This window comes from Nocardioides cavernaquae (genome assembly GCF_003600895.1).
Taxonomy (GTDB): Bacteria; Actinomycetota; Actinomycetes; order Propionibacteriales; family Nocardioidaceae; genus Nocardioides; species Nocardioides cavernaquae.
On sequence record NZ_QYRP01000002.1, the window covers coordinates 647,711 to 663,848 of the forward strand.

The following is a 16,138-nucleotide window of genomic DNA, read 5'->3' on the forward strand; positions in this document are numbered from 1 at the left end:
GATGCTTGACGCCAAGGGTGACGGCAGCCACCGATCAGCAAGTACCGATCGCCAAAAAGGGGGACGATTCGGACCCTCCGGCCTTACCCTCGCCACGGGGGTAACCATGAATCTTCGCCACAAGTCGGTGCTGCTCGCACTGCTGATCCTGATCAGCCTGCTCCAGCTCTCCGTGACCGCGCCTGCCGATGCGGCGATGCGCCCGCGGGTCACGTCGGTCGCACCGCAGGCGGTGACCACACACGGCGGCACTCGGATCACGATCCAGGGGCGCGCCTTCGTTCGCGTCCGACAGGTGACGATCGGTGGGCAGCGCGCGACCTCGGTGAAGGTGTTGTCCCGCACAAGAATGACCGTGGTCACGCCGCGCAATGCGGCCGGCTGGCGGCGCGTGCAGGTCGTGACGCGAGCCGGTCGATCGGCGTACACGACGGCATCGCGGATCCGGTACGTCGCACCCCCGGCACCGACGCCGACCGTTTCGCCAACCCCGACAGCAACCCCGACAGCAACTCCCACGCCGACGCCGACTCCGACCCCCACCCCGACGCCGACTCCCCCTGCCCTCCCCGACGGATGGCGCGCGGCCGGCACCGTCGACCCCCCGACCTCGCGGCGCATCATCAGCTGCCTCGCACCCGACCACTGCGTCGCGGTCGACCGTCGCGGCAACACCTCGACGTACGACGGCACGGCATGGAGCCTGCCGAAGCTCATCGACACGGAGGCAACGGACTTCACCGGTGGCTTCACCCAGGTCGACTGCGCCTCGCCCACCTTCTGCATGGCGATCGATCGCGAGGGCAGGGGGCGCACATTCAACGGCACTGACTGGGCCGAGCCCCGACCGATCTTCGACCCGGCACTGACCGGCGTTCCCGAGAGCGACTGGCCCTACCTCGCGGCACCAGTCCTCTCCTGCACGTCAGCCACCTTCTGCATGCTTGCCACGAGCGGCGATCACACCTGGATCTACACCGGCGGTGCCTGGTCAGCCGGGCCCGCATTCCCCGGGGCCAATGGCTACGCCCGCTCCATCAGCGCGCTCGACTGTGCCGACACCACCTGCATGGCACTCACCACTCAGGGCGACGCCTACCGCTTCAACGGAACCGGATGGGCACTCACCCAGAACCTCTGGTTCCAGGGCTCCGTAGGCGAAATGTTCGTCTCGTGTCGCACAACCACCTTCTGCATGGCCACGAACAACAACGCCGTCCCCCACACCTGGAACGGAACCTCCTGGGCGGCGACAAGCCCGCTCGGCGAGACCGCGCCAAGCCGGAGCGGCGCGCTCAACTGCGTCACGACCTTCTGGTGCATGTACGCCGTCGACCTGGGACTGCAGGTCTGGTCGGAGAACCGCTGGCGGTACGTGTTCACCGGCCTCAACATCCAGGAGTTCGCGTGCGATCCGGCCCGGACCTGGTGCCTGATCCCCGCATCCGGCACGGCCGACCACTGGCTCCGGACCTACCCGTGGGCCATCGGCACCGGAGCGACGTACCTCGATCGGACCGCCGTCGCCCCGATCGACTGCCCGGAAGTCAGCTGGTGCCAGGCGATCGGTGGTCGTCGACAGGCCTTCGAGGTCGACGCCACCGACCAGGTCACGCCCGTCGACTTCGTCGCCAGCACCGCGGCGTACGACGTGGCGCTGCCCCACGTGCTCATGCACGACGGAAGGCGCCCGACGCGCGCAGGGCTCGACTGCTTCTCCTCGACGCGATGCGTGGCCGTCGGCATGCAGTACCAGACTTCCTATCCCGACAAGCCGGTGTGGATGCAGTTCGACGGGACGTCCTGGTCCGCACCGACGGTGGTCGATGGCGTCGAGCGGTTCGCCGACGTGGCGTGCCCCACCGCGACCACCTGCCACAGCATCGACGGCGCCGGAAACGTCCGCACGCTCAGCGGGGAAACGTGGTCGGCGCCCCAGCTGATCGGCGATGCCAGCACGTCTCCGATGACTTCCTCACTGGCCAGCATCTCGTGTCCGACGGCTTCGTTCTGCGCAAGCGTCGGGGCGATGTTCACCGGCTACGGGTGGGGCGGACAAGCCGTGATCATGGACGGCACGTGGAGCGGCCGGACGGTCCCCAGCCCGCAGCACGCGCTGAACGACGTGTCCTGCACAGCGACGAAGTTCTGCATGGCCGTCGGCCGTGACGGCGCTGCACTCGCCTACCGCGACGGCGCCTGGTCGGAACCGGTCACGCTGGACGCCACGGTGCACCTGTCAGCGGTCTCGTGCGCCAGCGAGAACCTCTGTGTTGCGATCACGGACAACGCTGCGGCGTACGTCTGGAAGGGCGACGCATGGAGCAGTGCCCAGGTGCTCGCACCCGGACGTCAACTGCTCAGCGTGTCGTGCCCGGCAGACGACGCGTGCATCGTCCTCGACACCGCCGGCCGCGCGTTCCGCTGGACTGGAGACGCGGCGTAGGGCTCAGTCCAGCGGGTAGGACTGCACGAATTCCGTCAGCTTCTTGAGCTGGTCGGGGTTCGTCGACGGGATGACGCCGTGACCCAGGTTGAAGATGTGGCCCTTGGCGGCACGGCCGGCCTCGATCACCTCGGCAGCGCGATCCAGCATGACCTCGGTCGGGGCAAAGACCAGGGTGGGATCGAGGTTTCCCTGCACTCCCCGGTCGCCGACCCGGGAGATCCCGTCGGCCAGCGGGGTGCGCCAGTCGACGCCGACGACGTCGGCGCCGGCTTCGCCCATCAGGGTCAGCAGGCTGGAGGTGCCGACACCGAAGTGGATGCGCGGGACGCCGAGCTCGCCGGCCTCCGCCAGCACCCGCTGCGAGTGGGGCATGACGTGCGAGACGTAGTCGCCCGGGGTGAGCGCGCCGGCCCACGAGTCGAAGAGCTGCACGGCCGAGGCGCCCGCGGCCACCTGCACCCGCAGGTACGCCGACGAGATCTGCGCGATCTTGCGCATCAGCGCGTCCCAGACCTCAGGAGCGCCGAACATCATGGCCTTGGTCTTGGCGTGCTCCTTGGACGGACCACCCTCGACCAGATAGCTCGCGACGGTGAACGGTGCGCCCGCGAAGCCGATCAGCGGCGTCGGTCCGAGCTCGCCGACGAGCTGGCGCACGGCGGCGGTGATGTAGGGGACGTGCTCCGGAACCAGGTCCGGGATCGCCTCGACGTCGGCCAGGGTGCGCACCGGCGAGGCGACGACCGGACCGACACCGGGCTTGATGTCCAGGTCGACGCCGACGGCCTTGAGCGGCAGCACGATGTCGGAGAAGAAGATCGCCGCGTCGACGCCGTAGCGGCGTACGGGCTGGAGGGTGATCTCGGTGACCAGGTCCGCGTCCATGCAGGACTCGAGCATGCCGACGCCCTCGCGGAGCTTGAGGTACTCCGGTAGCGAGCGCCCGGCCTGCCGCATGAACCACACCGGCGTGTGCGGCACGGACTCGCCACGGGCGGCGCGGAGGAACGCGGAGTCGGCAGGAGTCACCGGGGCAGTTACGGAGGTCACGACCGAATCCTCGCAGGTCAGGCGGCGCGGCACACATCCGGCGAACGTGATGCGCCCTACGCTGGAAGGCATGGTCGTCCGTCAGGAGACGCACCCGGGATCGGGCGCGGCAATGCAGCCCGAGGAGTTCCGCACCGCGGTTGCCTCGATGCGAGCAGCTCGTCTGCGCCCCGAGGTCTTCTGCGAGGACATGCCCGCACCCCAGCGCATCGCGCCGTACGCCGCAGCGCTGAGCGCCGACGTCACGGTCGACGACGAGGACCTGGGCACCGGGCGGATCATCCTGCTGCACGACCCCGTCGGCAACGAGGCCTGGGCCGGCACGTTTCGCTGCGTGGCCTATGCGCGTGCCGACATCGATCCGACGATGATCACCGACCCGCTGCTCGCCGAGGTCGGTTGGGCCTGGCTGACCGAGGCCCTCGAGACTCACGGCGCGGCCTACTCCAACGCGTCCGGCACGGTCACGCGCGTCGCAACCGAGAGCTTCGGCGGCATGGGGGATGAAGAAGGCAGCGCCCAGATCGAGATCCGCGCGTCGTGGACGCCGACGGACCTCGAGATCGCGCCGCATGTCGAGGCGTGGGGCGAGCTGCTCTGCACGGCGGTGGGACTGGAGCCGGTCCCCGAGGGCGTCACGGCAATGCCCAGCCGCCGGGGACAGCGCGGCTGAGCGTGTCGGAACACGAGAGCAACCCGGTCGCTGCCCGGCCTGACGACGAGCCCGCCGGCGAGCAGGCGCCGACCCCGATCCCGCTCCTCACCCTGCGCGACGGGCTGTCCGCGGTCATCGAGACGGACGAGGCGCTGATCGAGGTCGCCAAGCGCTTCGCCGCCGGCACCGGACCCGTCGCCGTCGACGCCGAGCGCGCGTCCGGATTCCGCTACTCGGCGCGCGCCTACCTGATCCAGCTGCGCCGCGAGGGTTCCGGCACCGCGCTGATCGACCCGATCCCGCTGACCACGCTGGCCCCGCTGGCCGAGGCGCTCGAGGGCACCGAGTGGATCCTCCACGCGGCCACCCAGGACCTCGCCTGCCTTGCCGAGGTCGGCCTGCACCCCACGTCCCTGTTCGACACCGAGCTCGCCGGGCGGCTGCTCGGCCACCCCCGCGTCGGCCTGGCCACTCTCATGGAGACGGTGCTCGGCTTCAGCATGAAGAAGGAGCACTCGGCAGCCGACTGGTCGCGCCGTCCGCTCCCCGAGTCGTGGCTGGAATACGCCGCCCTCGACGTCGAGATGCTCCTCGAGCTGCGCGAGGCGATGGTCGCCGAGCTGGCCGAGGCCGGCAAGGAGGAGTGGGCGCGTCAGGAGTTCGAGCACCTGCTGGGCTTCGAGCCCGCCGTCCGCGTCGACCCGTGGCGCCGCACGTCCCAGCTGCACAAGGTGCGCGGCCGCCGCGGTCTGGCCGCGGTCCAGGGACTGTGGGAGGCGCGCAACCAGATCGCCGCCGACCGCGACGTCACGCCCGGCCGGATCCTGCCCGACTCCGCGATCATCGAGGCCGCGATCGCGCTGCCCGGTGACCGCACGGCGCTGCTGGCGACGAAGGGCTTCCACGGACGGGGCGCCGAGCGCTACGCCAACCGCTGGGTGGCCGCCCTGCAGCACGCGCTGGCCATTCCCGAGTCCGACCTCCCCCCGCGCACGCTCCGTGGTGACGGACCTCCGGTCCCGCGCGCCTGGGCAGAGCGCGATCCGGTCGCCGCCCGCCGCCTGGCCCACGCCCGCGAGGCGATGGCCGCGCTCGGCGAGGAGCGCCACATCCCGGTCGAGAACCTCCTCACGCCCGACTACCTGCGCCGCCTGCTCTGGGCACCGCCGCGCACGCGCAAGCTCGACGAGCTTCCCGACGCCATCGGCGACCTGCTCGCGTCCTACGGCGCCAGGCCGTGGCAGATCGACCTGGTCGCTCCCCTGCTCGCGGAAGCGGTGCTCGAGGGCGACAAGCCGGTGCCCGTCGCTGACGACCTGTCCGTCGACGACGCGACAGAACCCGAGCCCGGCTGCGAGTAGGGCCTGCAGCCGACCGGTTATCCGCCGGCGGTCGCTGACGCGCTGGGAGAACCCGACGGGCTCGGTGTCTCGGTCGGCTCAGGTGCGAGGACGGCCTTCGAGAGCTCGTCGATCGTCTTCGTGAGCTCCTCGATGTCGATCACCCGGTTGTAGAACAGCTGGTAGACCGCGTCGTGGACGGCGGCCTCGAGCGTCGGGTAGGAGTCGATGAGCGGCGGCGTCACGATGTCGCGCACCGAGCGGTTGAAGACGTAGGCCGACTTCGGCATCCGGTCCTTCTGCTCGAACGCATCGGACTCGGCGACCTGGTTGTTGGCCGGCACCAGGTAACCCGCGCGGGCGACGTCGGACACAGCGTCCTTGCCGATGGCGTGGACCACGAAGTCCGCAGCCGCGCTGGTGTTCACGGCAGTCGAGGAGATGCACAGTCCGCTCACGTCGCCGACGGTGCGGTCCTGGCCCAGGCTCGGCATCGGCATCACGTCGAAGCTCAGTCCCGGAGTCTTGCGCAGCTCGGGGACCAGCGTGCGGAAGCCGGCGATCATCGCGAGCTTGCCGTCCTTGAACTGGTCCAGCGCCGGCTGGCGGCGCAGCTGCCGCGGAGTGGGCGTGAAGTCGGTCTGGCGCAGCAGCTCCAGCGACGTGCTCAGCGACTCGAGCGTCGCGCCCGAGGAGAGCTCGAGGCTCTTCGGGTCCTTCTCGTCGTCGAAGAGCTGGCCACCACCGGAGTAGAGGAACGGCGCGAGGCCGAGAAGCGACGGCTCGATGTAGACACCCTTGGCACCGCGCCGGCTACCGAACTTCGCGGCCTCGGCGAACTGCTCGAAGGTCCAGCTCGAGTGCGTGGGCTGCCCGCCCTCATCGAGCGGCACGTCGAGCTCGGCTTCAGCCATCTCCTCGAAGTCGACGAGGTTGGTGTTGTAGTAGATGACCATCGGTGACGTGCCGTAGGGCATGCACTCGAGGGTGTCGTTGTGCGCGAAGGCGCGGACGCTCTCGCGCTTGAAGAAGTCGCTGAAGTCGATGCCGCGCGAGTCGAGGAGCTCGTCGATGTGCTGGTTGAGCCCGGCGTCGACGACCTCACCCAGGTCGCGGCGCGACATCAGGAACACGTCAGGCACGGGCCCCTTGCGCAGCCGGTCGAGGACGTCATCAGGGGAGGCGACCTCGGTCAGCGTGACGACGACGCCCGGGTTGTCCTTCATGTACGACGCGACCATGTCCCGGTACGCCGCAACCTCGGGCTGCGCGCCGTAGGCGAGGAACGAGATCTTCGCCGGCTGGCTGGCGGACGTCGTGGGCTCGGGGGTGGTGACCGGCTCGGCGGTGCAGCCCACCGAGAGCGCCGCGACGAGCGCGGTTCCAGCCGCCAGTGCAGATCGCCTCACGGCTGCCGCCCTCCTGTTTTCATGCTGATCAGTTGCGTCAGACACCTTATCGGGCGCCGGGTGATGCGCCCCTCCCGGTAAGTCACGACTCGGCGGGTAGGTACGGGCGTGCCGCTGAGACGACGGCCTCGAACACCTGCTGCGGCAGGGCACTGCCCTCGCGGCGTACCGACGCAGCGTCGAGGCGCAGCAGCCGGTCCAGCCGCACCTCGCTCGGTCGTCCGCGGCTGTCCCAGGCGCCGGAGCCGACGTCCATCCAGAACCTTCCCTCGCCCGCCTCCTGCGCGACGTCGCGGTCGTGGTCCTTGGACGTCATCGGCAGCGCGAACCAGGTGTCGCCCTCCAGCGCCAGCAGCACGACCGGGCGGTCCTTGCCGCGCGACGCGTCCTCCTCGAAGGGAACCCAGGCCCAGACGACCTCGCCGGGGTCCGGACTGCCGTCCGCTTGCGGGGCGTAGGTGGGCTCCATGTCACGACCCTAAGCGCGGACGGGGGCTGGATGCGTGAACTAGAATCGCCGACGTGTGCCGGGCCGTGGCAGCCCCGGGTCCCAAAATTAGCCGCTTCGAGCGGCCACGCGCCGTGAGGCGCTCCCGGCCCGGCACACAATCACCGGCCTCAGGATGTACGCCGCCCCGCGGTTGCGGGGGTCAGGCGACGGGTGTGCCCTGGTGGAACCGCTGCAGCCAGCGCTGGCCGTCACGGACCCACAGCGAGCTGCGCAGCGAGTCACCCTCGTCGGACGACGCGCGCCAGATCAGCAGGAGCGCCCCTGCCCCCACCCGCTCGATGCGTACGACGTCGAGTGCCGTCTGTGGGAGTGGAGCGATCCCGGCGAGCATGTCGTCGCGGGACCACACCTCACCGCTGGCCCCGATCTCGGTCCACTCGGGGTGCAGCAGCGCCGCGACGGTGGCCGGGTCGCGGCGTACGTCATCGGTGAGGAGGGAACGCTCGAGCGCGACGACCTGCTCCTCCTCGGACGGCTCGGGCCCCGACAACTCAGCGTCCGCCAGCGAGAAGAGGTCGGCCTCGGGCTCGGTCTGGCCCACGCGCGCGTCGGGATGCTCGACCGAGGAACCGGCGAAACCCGGGCCCGGGTCCGGCGCGACGCCGTCCTTCCAGGATGCGGCCGCTGCGGTGGCGAGGCGGTCGGCCTCCTCGTTGAGCGGGTGACCGGCGTGGCCCTTGACCCACTCGAACCGCACGCGTCGGCCCTGCATCGCGGCGTCGAGCGCCTTCATGATCTCGACGTTGAGGACCGGCTTGCCGTCGCCCTTCTTCCAGCCCTTGCGCTTCCAGCCGGCCATCCACTTCGTGATGGAGTTGATGACGTAGGTGCTGTCGCAGTAGATCAGCAGCTCGTCGTCGATGTGGGCGGTCTGCTGCAGCAGGTCGAGGACACCGGTCAGCTCACCCATGTTGTTGGTGCCGTGGGCCCAGCCGCCGCACGCCCAGTGGTCCTCGTCGGAGTACCAACCCCAGCCCGCCGGGCCGGGGTTGCCGAGGGCCGAACCGTCTGCGGCAGCAATGATCGTCACAAGCCCACATCCTTCCATCCGCACGACTAGCCTCGAACCGTGGCCGACGACCAGGAACGCTCCCGGATGCGGCGCAGCACACTCGGACGCGGCGCCAAGCTGGCCACGCTTCCGCTCGGCTTCGCCGGGCGCACGGCGATCGGCGTCGGCAAGCGGGTGGGCGGGAAGCCCGCCGAGGCCGTCTTCAGCGAGATCCAGCGCCGCACGGCGGACCAGCTCTTCACCGTGCTCGGCGAGCTCAAGGGCGGCGCCATGAAGCTCGGCCAGGCCATGAGCATCTTCGAGTCGGCGCTGCCCGAGGAGCTCGTCGCGCCCTATCGCGAGGTCCTCACCAAGCTGCAGGACGCGGCTCCCCCGATGACCCTGCGCATGCTCGAGGAGGTGCTCTCCGAGGAGCTCGGTGAGGACTGGCGGGCAGAGTTCAAGACCTTCGACGACCGGCCGGCCGCGAGCGCGAGCCTCGGCCAGGTCCACCGGGCGGTCTGGTCCGACGGCACCGACGTCGCGGTCAAGATCCAGTACCCCGGCGCGGCCAGGGCGCTCCGCTCCGACCTGCGCGCCATCAGCCGCCTCGGCCGGCTCTTCGCAGTGCTCGCTCCCGGCATCGACCTGAAGGCACTGCTGGCGGAGATCGAGGCGCGAGCCACCGAGGAGCTCGACTACGAGCTCGAGGCGAGCGCACAACGCGTCTTCGCCGCCGAGTACGCCGACGACCCCGAGGTCGTCGTCCCCTACGTCCTGCACGCCACCCCACGGGTCCTCGTGACCAGCTGGCTGGAGTCCGACCAGTCGATCGCCGGCGTCATCCGCAACGGCAGCCCGGAGGAGCGCGACCGCGCGGGTTTCCTCTACGCGACATTTCTCGTCAGCAGCCCCGCGCGCACCGGCCTGCTCCACGCGGACCCCCACCCGGGCAACTTCCGGCTGCTCAGCGACGGACGGCTAGGCGTCGTCGACTTCGGTGCCGCGGCGCGGCTGCCCGACGGATTCCCGCGACCGCTCGGCGAGCTGCTTCGGCTGGTCTCCGACGGCGACTGGGAGGGGGCGGCCGCATCGCTCCGCGCCAACGGGTTCCTGCTCCCGCACACGAGGTTCGAGCCCGCGGAGCTAGCCGACTACCTGGGCCCGATGCTCGCTCCCGCACGCGAGGAGGTGTTCGGGTTCAGCCGCTCGTGGCTGCGCGGCGAGGCCGCGCGCGTCGCCATACCGACCCCGGAGAACTTCTCGCGGGCGGTGAAGATCAACCTGCCACCGGAGTACATGCTGATCCACCGCGTGTGGATGGGCGGGATCGGCGTCCTGTGCCAGCTCGAGGCGACGCTCCCGTTCCGCGGCATGCTCGCCGACAACGTCCCCGGCTTCGCCGACTGAACCCCGCGGAACGTCATACGGTGGGAGCCGTGGATGACACCGTCCGCATGACGTCCCCACCGGGCAGCGCCGTGCCGGCAGTGAGCCGCGCGTCACACCTTCTCCCGTCGGTTCGGCCATAGCGTCCCGCGCCGATAGACTCGCGTGGCTGCCCAACCGTCCGGGCGCCACTCCTCGAACGAAAGCAGTCGGCACTCGCATGTCCGCAACCACTCGCTCTGACATCCGCAACGTCGCCATCGTCGCGCACGTCGACCACGGCAAGACGACCCTCGTCGACGCGATGCTCAAGCAGGGTGGCGCGTTCTCGGCCCACCAGGTCGAGTCGGGCGTCGAGGACCGCGTCATGGACTCCGGTGACCTCGAGCGCGAGAAGGGCATCACGATCCTCGCGAAGAACACCGCGATCGCCTACAACGGCGAGCACTCGCCCGAGGGCGGCATGACCATCAACATCATCGACACCCCCGGCCACGCCGACTTCGGTGGCGAGGTCGAGCGCGGCCTGTCGATGGTCGACGGCATCGTGCTCCTCGTTGACGCGTCCGAGGGCCCGCTCCCCCAGACCCGCTTCGTGCTCCGCAAGGCTCTCAACGCCGACATGCCGGTGATCCTGGTCGTCAACAAGACCGACCGCGGCGACGCCCGCATCGACGAGGTCGTCGACGAGTGCTACGAGCTCTTCATGGACCTGCTCGACGACTCGCACGCCCACGACGCGCTCGACTTCCCGGTCATCTACGCCTCCGGCAAGGCCGGAATCGCCTCGCTCGTGAAGCCCGAGAACGGCACCATGCCTGAGGGCGAGAACCTCGAGCCGCTGTTCAAGACGATCCTCGACACGATCCCCGCTCCGGCGTACGACGACGAGGCGCCGCTGCAGGCCCACGTCACGAACCTCGACGCCTCCCCGTTCCTCGGTCGCCTGGCGCTGCTGCGCATCAAGCAGGGCAACCTGAAGAAGGGCCAGATGGTCGCCTGGATGAAGACCGACGGCACCGTCAAGAACGTCAAGCTGACCGAGCTCCTCATCACCCAGGGTCTCGAGCGCGTCCCCGGCGAGTCCGCCGGCCCGGGTGACATCGTCGCCATCGCCGGCATCCCGGACATCATGATCGGCGAGACCATCGCCGACCCGGAGAACCCGATCGCGCTGCCGCTGATCAAGGTCGACGACCCGGCCATCTCCATGACCATCGGCACCAACACCTCGCCGCTGGTCGGCAAGATCAAGGGCTCCAAGGTCACCGCCCGCATGGTCAAGGACCGCCTCGACTCCGAGCTCATCGGCAACGTCTCGCTCAAGGTCCTCCCGACCGAGCGTCCCGACGCCTGGGAAGTCCAGGGCCGTGGCGAGCTCGCGCTCGCGATCCTGGTCGAGCAGATGCGTCGCGAGGGCTACGAGCTCACCGTCGGCAAGCCGCAGGTGGTCACCAAGGAGGTCGACGGCAAGCGTCACGAGCCCGTCGAGCGCCTGACGATCGACGCCCCCGAGGAGTACCTCGGCGCGATCACCGAGCTCCTCGCTGTCCGCAAGGGCCGCATGGAGAACATGATCAACCACGGCACCGGCTGGGTCCGCATGGACTTCGTCGTCCCGGCCCGTGGCCTGATCGGCTTCCGCACCGACTTCCTCACCGACACCCGCGGCACCGGCATGGCGTCGTCGATCTCCGAGGGCTACATGCCGTGGGCCGGCGAGATCCGCGCCCGCAACAACGGCTCGCTGGTGGCCGACCGCGCTGGTGCGGTCACCGCCCACGCCATGACCGGCCTGCAGGAGCGCGGCACGCTGTTCCTGAAGCCGGGCACCGAGGTCTACGAAGGCATGATCGTCGGCGAGAACTCGCGCCAGGACGACATGGACGTGAACATCACCAAGGAGAAGCAGCAGACCAACATCCGGTCCGCGACCTCCGACAACTTCGAGAAGCTCACCCCGCCGCGCGAGCTCTCGCTCGAGCAGTGCCTCGAGTTCTGCCGCGACGACGAGTGCGTCGAGGTCACCCCGGAGATGACCCGCATCCGCAAGGTCGTCCTCGACAAGAACGAGCGCGCGAAGACCGCGAGCCGAGCGCGTAAGGCGTGAGCTAGCGAGCCGGAGCGAGGAACGAGCGGAGGTTTGCCTCCGCACGTCTTACGCCCGAGCGCGTAAGGCCTGGCCCCAGCAACATCACCGCGGCGCCGTACTCCTTCGGGAGTGCGGCGCCGCGGTGCATTCGGGCGCGGGTACGACGAGGCCCTTGCCGCAGCCAGCGCGACCGCCGCAGGCCGGGCGATCGGCGTACGACATGCGGCTTTCCTGACATACTCCGGGGGTCGGGGGTGCTGCATCGGGAAGGCACGATTGAACATGGGGAAGGCGAGCACGGTCGGCTCCCGGGATCACGGGATCGAGGGCCTGCGGGGTCTTGCGGCCTATTCCGTCCTGATCGCACACTGCGCCACGATCTTCGCGACAGCAGGCGTCTCCGGCGGCTACGTCGCCGGCCAGGGATTCGCACTGATGACGCACGGTGTGACGCTCTTCTTCGTGCTGTCGGGCTACCTGCTCTACCTGCCGTTCGCGCGCAACCTGATCGAGGGGCACCGGGCGCCGAGCATCCGCACCTTCTACCGCAACCGGGTCCTGCGGATCTATCCGGCGTTCCTGGTCATCCTGGCTGTCAGCGGCTTCGTCCTGGGCACGACGGTGATCCGTCCACAGCCACTGGGGGTTGACGTCGGTGACCGGCTGGGCTACCTCACCGATCCGATCCTCCTGCTCAAGAACCTCACGCTGACCCACGGTTACTTCGCCTCGTCCTTCGACTCCGGCATCAGCCCCTCCTGGTCCCTGGTTCCCGAGATCGCCTTCTACGCGGTCCTGCCGGCAACCTGGCTGCTTGCCCGCCGGCTGCGCGGGCACCGCACCGGCACACGCGCCGCACTCCTGCCGCCACTGCTGCTCATCGTCCTGGGCACCATCGGGTACGCCGCGGCGGTGGTGCTGATGGCCACGCAGGGAGACAATGCACTGTTCGCCTCCACGTGGCCGGCCGTGTTCCTGCACAGCTTCCCGGCCACCTGCGAGCTCTTCGGCTTCGGCATGCTGATCGCGGTCGTGGTCACCGCCCTGCGGGCACCACAGTGCGCGGACGCCACAGTCCGCCGGGCGCGACGGCTCGCCGTGGTGGCGCTGGCGCTGGCTGCGGTCGGCTACTTCCCCGCCCTCATGCTGAAGGTCCCCTACTACGACGTCGGCATCGCGTGTGCTGCCCTCGTGCTGCTGACGGTGGCACCGGGTGGCGGCCGGATCCAGGACGGGTGGATTCGGTTCCTCGAGTCCGCGCCGGTGGCCCGCGCCGGCCTCATCTCCTACGGCGTCTACCTGTGGCACTACCCGCTCGCGCTCTTCCTGCGGCGTGAGTTCCCCGACCTCGCCTACGGCACCTGGGGCGGCATGCTTGTCGCCCTGCTGGTGATGGCAGCCAGCACCACGGTGCTCTCGGTGCTCACCTACCGCTTCGTCGAGAAGCCGGCGCTGGCCCACAAGAAGTCGATGGTCGCCACGGAGGCCCCGGCCCCGGTCGTGTCTCAGTCCTGACCTCGGTGTGATGGCCACAGGGCGCTCTGGCGAGAATGTGTCCCGTCATCCCCTGAACGAAGGAACGAGATGCAGGTAGAGAACACCGCCGCGATCGTCACCGGTGGAGCGTCCGGCCTCGGTGCCGCGACCGCCGCCGCCCTGGCCGCGAAGGGCGCGACCGTCTTCGCGTTCGACCTGGCCGGCTCGATCGAGAAGGCTCCCGCGGTCGCCGGCGTCCACTACGTTCCGGTCGACGTCACTGACCCCGAGCAGGTCCGCGAGGCCGTCGCGACCGCGGCGAGCGCCGGCGTCCCGCTCCGCACTGTCGTGAACTGTGCCGGCATCGGCACCGCGAGCCGGATCCTCAACAAGGCCGGCGAGGCCAACGACCTGGCGATGTACGCCAAGGTCGTGCAGATCAACCTGATCGGCTCCTACAACGTGCTCGCCCTCGCTGCCGAGCAGATCGCGAAGACGCCCGAGCTCGAGCACGGTGCCCGCGGCGTGGTCATCAACACCGCCTCTGTTGCGGCGTTCGAGGGCCAGGTCGGCCAGGCGGCGTACTCGTCGTCCAAGGGCGGCATCCTCGGCCTCCAGCTGCCGGCCGCCCGCGACCTCGCGCAGTACGGCATCCGCGTCAACACGATCGCCCCGGGCATCGTCGAGACCCCGATGCTGGCGGGCGTGAGCGAGGAGTTCCAGAAAACCCTCGCTGCCGGCGTGCCGTTCCCGAAGCGCCTCGCCCGCCCGGACGAGTACGCCCAGCTGGCGTGCTTCCTGGTCGAGCACGACTACATCAACGGCGAGGTCGTCCGCATGGACGGCGCGCTGCGCATGGCCCCCCGCTGACCCGACGTAGCGCCGTCTCAACTTCAAGGTCGCGCCGTCTCAACGGAGGTACGACACGATGCCGGCGGCGAGGGCGCGTGCGTAGCGCGTCCTCCCGCTGAGGGTCGTCATCCGGGCGGCATCGGCGCGCGAGCGCATGTTGCCCAGCTCGACCATCGCGGCCGGGACGTCGGAGAGGTTGAGTGTGCCGAGGTCGCCGCGCAGGTCGAGGCCATCGCCCCCGCCCGTGTACGCCGCGACGGGGAGCCCGGCGGCCAGCAACGCCAGCCGGACGCGCTTCGCGAGCACGAGCGACGATGCCGCGATGTCGTCGGTCCAGCCCGCGCGTGAGGTGGGCGCGATGACGTGGAAGCCCGGTCCCCCGCCGATGTTGCCGTCGCCGTGGACCGATAGCTTGAGGTCGGCCCGCACCCCGGAGCTCGCGTTGCCAGCGCGGCCACGGACGTCGACGCACGGACCCCACCGGTCCTCACGGTTGGCGTAGCGCGTCATCACGACGCGCGCCCCCAGCGCCTCGAGCCGTCGCTTGAGCAGGCGGGACACCGACATCGCCATCGTGGCCTCGGGGTAGCCGCCGTTGGTCGAGGTGCCGGTCGTGTTGCACGGTTTGGTCATGCCTCCCGCAGGCACGAGTCGCGCGATCTCGCGGGGGAAGTTGCGGTTGCCCAGCTGGTGACCGGGGTCGAGGACGATCGTGCGCCCGGCGAGCGGCGTACTGGTTGCAGCGACGCGGGTCAGTGTCCCCGGGGCGTTGCTCGGCGGCGCGACGAGCAGGCTCGTCGACAGCGCCAGCGTCGTGCCCGCAGCCGCAGCAGCGAGCGTCCCGAGAGGTCTCACCGGCCCAGTATCCCCGAGCGTCTGCATCGGCCCGATATCCTCGGCAGGCATCGCCGCACGGGCGGCGGGCGCGAGACGGAGGAGAGCCACGTGAGCTGGTTGGTGACGGGCGGAGCGGGCTACATCGGCGCCCACGTGGTGCGGGCGTTCCGCGAGGCAGGCATCGACGCGGTCGTCCTCGACGACCTGAGCACCGGCTTCGAGGCCTTCATCCCGTCCGGGGTCCCGTTCGTGCGCGCAACGCTCCTCGACCGCGACGCGGTCCGGAAGACGTTCGCCGACCACGACATCGAGGGCGTCGTCCACATCGCCGGCTACAAGTACGCCGGGGTGTCGGTCCAGCGCCCCCTGCACTGCTACGAGCAGAACGTCTCCGCGATGGTGATCCTGCTCCAGGAGATGCGCGACGCGGGCGTCGACAAGTTCGTCTTCAGCTCCAGCGCCGCGACCTACGGCACTCCCGACGTCGACCTGGTCACCGAGGCGACCGCGACCAGTCCGCAGTCGCCGTACGGCGAGACCAAGCTGATCGGCGAGTGGCTGCTGAAGGACGCGGGCGTCGCCCACGACCTGCGGCACACGAGCCTGCGCTACTTCAACGTGGTCGGCTCCGGCACGCCCGAGCTCTTCGACGCGAGCCCCCACAACCTCTTCCCGCTGGTCTTCCAGGCGCTCTACGAGGGCCGCACCCCGCGGATCAACGGCGACGACTACGCCACGCCCGATGGCACCTGCGTGCGCGACTACATCCACGTCGCCGACCTGGCCGAGGCACACGTGGCAGCCGCCCGGCGCCTCGGTGCCGGCGAGACCATCGAGCCGGTCTACAACCTGGGCTGTGGCGACGGCTCGTCCGTGCGGCAGATCATGGACACGATCAGCAGCGTGACCGGCATCGACTTCACGCCCGACGTGCACCCCCGCCGCCCCGGCGACCCGGCGCGGATCGTGGCCAACGGTGACCTCGCCGCGCGTGACCTCGACTGGCAGATGCGTTACTCGCTCGAGGACATGGTGGCCACGGCCTGGGAGGCCCGGCAGAAGGCCGGAGACCGCTACCCCTCCTGAC

The 16,138-nt window shown here is 69.9% G+C and carries 13 protein-coding genes; 8 read left to right on the forward strand and 5 right to left on the reverse strand.

Going from position 1 to position 16,138, the window contains the following annotated elements; genetic code table 11:
* Positions 1-106: 106 nt before the first annotated feature.
* On the forward strand, positions 107-2,446 hold the full coding sequence (locus D4739_RS03340; RefSeq protein WP_182920294.1) for an IPT/TIG domain-containing protein: 2,340 nt from the start codon (positions 107-109) through the stop codon (positions 2,444-2,446).
* Positions 2,447-2,449: 3 nt separating this feature from the next.
* Here D4739_RS03340 and hemE read toward each other — a convergent pair whose 3' ends face one another.
* A complete protein-coding gene (gene hemE / locus D4739_RS03345; RefSeq protein WP_238473502.1) occupies positions 2,450-3,499 on the reverse strand; it encodes a uroporphyrinogen decarboxylase in 1,050 nt (349 codons plus the stop codon).
* 70 nt (positions 3,500-3,569) lie between these two features.
* On the opposite strand from hemE, the gene D4739_RS03350 reads away from it, so the two are divergent.
* Both D4739_RS03350 and D4739_RS03355 read left to right on the forward strand, forming a co-directional pair.
* Positions 3,570-4,172: a DUF3000 domain-containing protein gene (locus tag D4739_RS03350; protein ID WP_120059247.1), complete on the forward strand. Its 603-nt coding sequence runs from the start codon at positions 3,570-3,572 to the stop codon at positions 4,170-4,172.
* Between the two features lie 2 nt (positions 4,173-4,174).
* Positions 4,175-5,515: an HRDC domain-containing protein gene (locus D4739_RS03355; RefSeq protein ID WP_182920295.1), complete on the forward strand. Its 1,341-nt coding sequence runs from the start codon at positions 4,175-4,177 to the stop codon at positions 5,513-5,515.
* A gap of 17 nt (positions 5,516-5,532) precedes the next feature.
* Here D4739_RS03355 and D4739_RS03360 read toward each other — a convergent pair whose 3' ends face one another.
* From D4739_RS03360 to D4739_RS03370, 3 genes are all read right to left on the reverse strand, one after another.
* On the reverse strand, positions 5,533-6,903 hold the full coding sequence (locus D4739_RS03360) for an ABC transporter substrate-binding protein (RefSeq protein ID WP_120059248.1): 1,371 nt from the start codon (positions 6,901-6,903) through the stop codon (positions 5,533-5,535).
* A gap of 82 nt (positions 6,904-6,985) precedes the next feature.
* On the reverse strand, positions 6,986-7,372 hold the full coding sequence (locus D4739_RS03365; RefSeq protein WP_120059249.1) for a type II toxin-antitoxin system PemK/MazF family toxin: 387 nt from the start codon (positions 7,370-7,372) through the stop codon (positions 6,986-6,988).
* 181 nt (positions 7,373-7,553) lie between these two features.
* Positions 7,554-8,444: a ribonuclease HI family protein gene (locus D4739_RS03370; RefSeq protein ID WP_120059250.1), complete on the reverse strand. Its 891-nt coding sequence runs from the start codon at positions 8,442-8,444 to the stop codon at positions 7,554-7,556.
* A 39-nt stretch (positions 8,445-8,483) separates the two neighbouring features.
* Between D4739_RS03370 and D4739_RS03375 the strand changes: the two genes are divergently transcribed.
* From D4739_RS03375 to D4739_RS03390, 4 genes are all read left to right on the forward strand, one after another.
* Complete coding sequence (locus tag D4739_RS03375) at positions 8,484-9,815, forward strand: ABC1 kinase family protein (RefSeq protein ID WP_238473503.1); 1,332 nt, start codon at positions 8,484-8,486, stop codon at positions 9,813-9,815.
* Between the two features lie 199 nt (positions 9,816-10,014).
* Positions 10,015-11,904, forward strand: coding sequence for a translational GTPase TypA (gene typA / locus D4739_RS03380; RefSeq protein ID WP_120059252.1), 1,890 nt, complete (start codon positions 10,015-10,017; stop codon positions 11,902-11,904).
* 264 nt (positions 11,905-12,168) lie between these two features.
* Positions 12,169-13,401 (forward strand): acyltransferase family protein, encoded by a 1,233-nt coding sequence (locus D4739_RS03385; protein WP_120059253.1) that lies wholly within the window; start codon positions 12,169-12,171, stop codon positions 13,399-13,401.
* A 69-nt stretch (positions 13,402-13,470) separates the two neighbouring features.
* Positions 13,471-14,232, forward strand: a complete 762-nt coding sequence (locus tag D4739_RS03390) for an SDR family oxidoreductase (RefSeq protein WP_120059254.1) — start codon at positions 13,471-13,473, stop codon at positions 14,230-14,232.
* Between the two features lie 39 nt (positions 14,233-14,271).
* Here D4739_RS03390 and D4739_RS03395 read toward each other — a convergent pair whose 3' ends face one another.
* Entirely contained in the window at positions 14,272-15,069 is a 798-nt protein-coding gene (locus tag D4739_RS03395) for an N-acetylmuramoyl-L-alanine amidase family protein (RefSeq protein ID WP_238473504.1), read from the reverse strand.
* A 90-nt stretch (positions 15,070-15,159) separates the two neighbouring features.
* Here D4739_RS03395 and galE point away from each other — a divergent pair, with 90 nt between their 5' ends.
* On the forward strand, positions 15,160-16,137 hold the full coding sequence (galE, locus tag D4739_RS03400) for a UDP-glucose 4-epimerase GalE (RefSeq protein WP_120059256.1): 978 nt from the start codon (positions 15,160-15,162) through the stop codon (positions 16,135-16,137).
* Position 16,138: the final 1 nt, after the last annotated feature.

Excerpts from the sequence above, each read along its gene's own strand:
- D4739_RS03340 (WP_182920294.1), top strand. The coding sequence starts at position 107 with ATGAATCTTCGCCACAAGTCGGTGCTGCTCGCACTGCTGATCCTGATC.
- D4739_RS03350 (WP_120059247.1), top strand. The coding sequence starts at position 3,570 with ATGGTCGTCCGTCAGGAGACGCACCCGGGATCGGGCGCGGCAATGCAG.
- D4739_RS03365 (WP_120059249.1), bottom strand. The coding sequence starts at position 7,372 with ATGGAGCCCACCTACGCCCCGCAAGCGGACGGCAGTCCGGACCCCGGC.
- typA (WP_120059252.1), top strand. The coding sequence starts at position 10,015 with ATGTCCGCAACCACTCGCTCTGACATCCGCAACGTCGCCATCGTCGCG.
- D4739_RS03385 (WP_120059253.1), top strand. The coding sequence starts at position 12,169 with ATGGGGAAGGCGAGCACGGTCGGCTCCCGGGATCACGGGATCGAGGGC.
- D4739_RS03390 (WP_120059254.1), top strand. The coding sequence starts at position 13,471 with ATGCAGGTAGAGAACACCGCCGCGATCGTCACCGGTGGAGCGTCCGGC.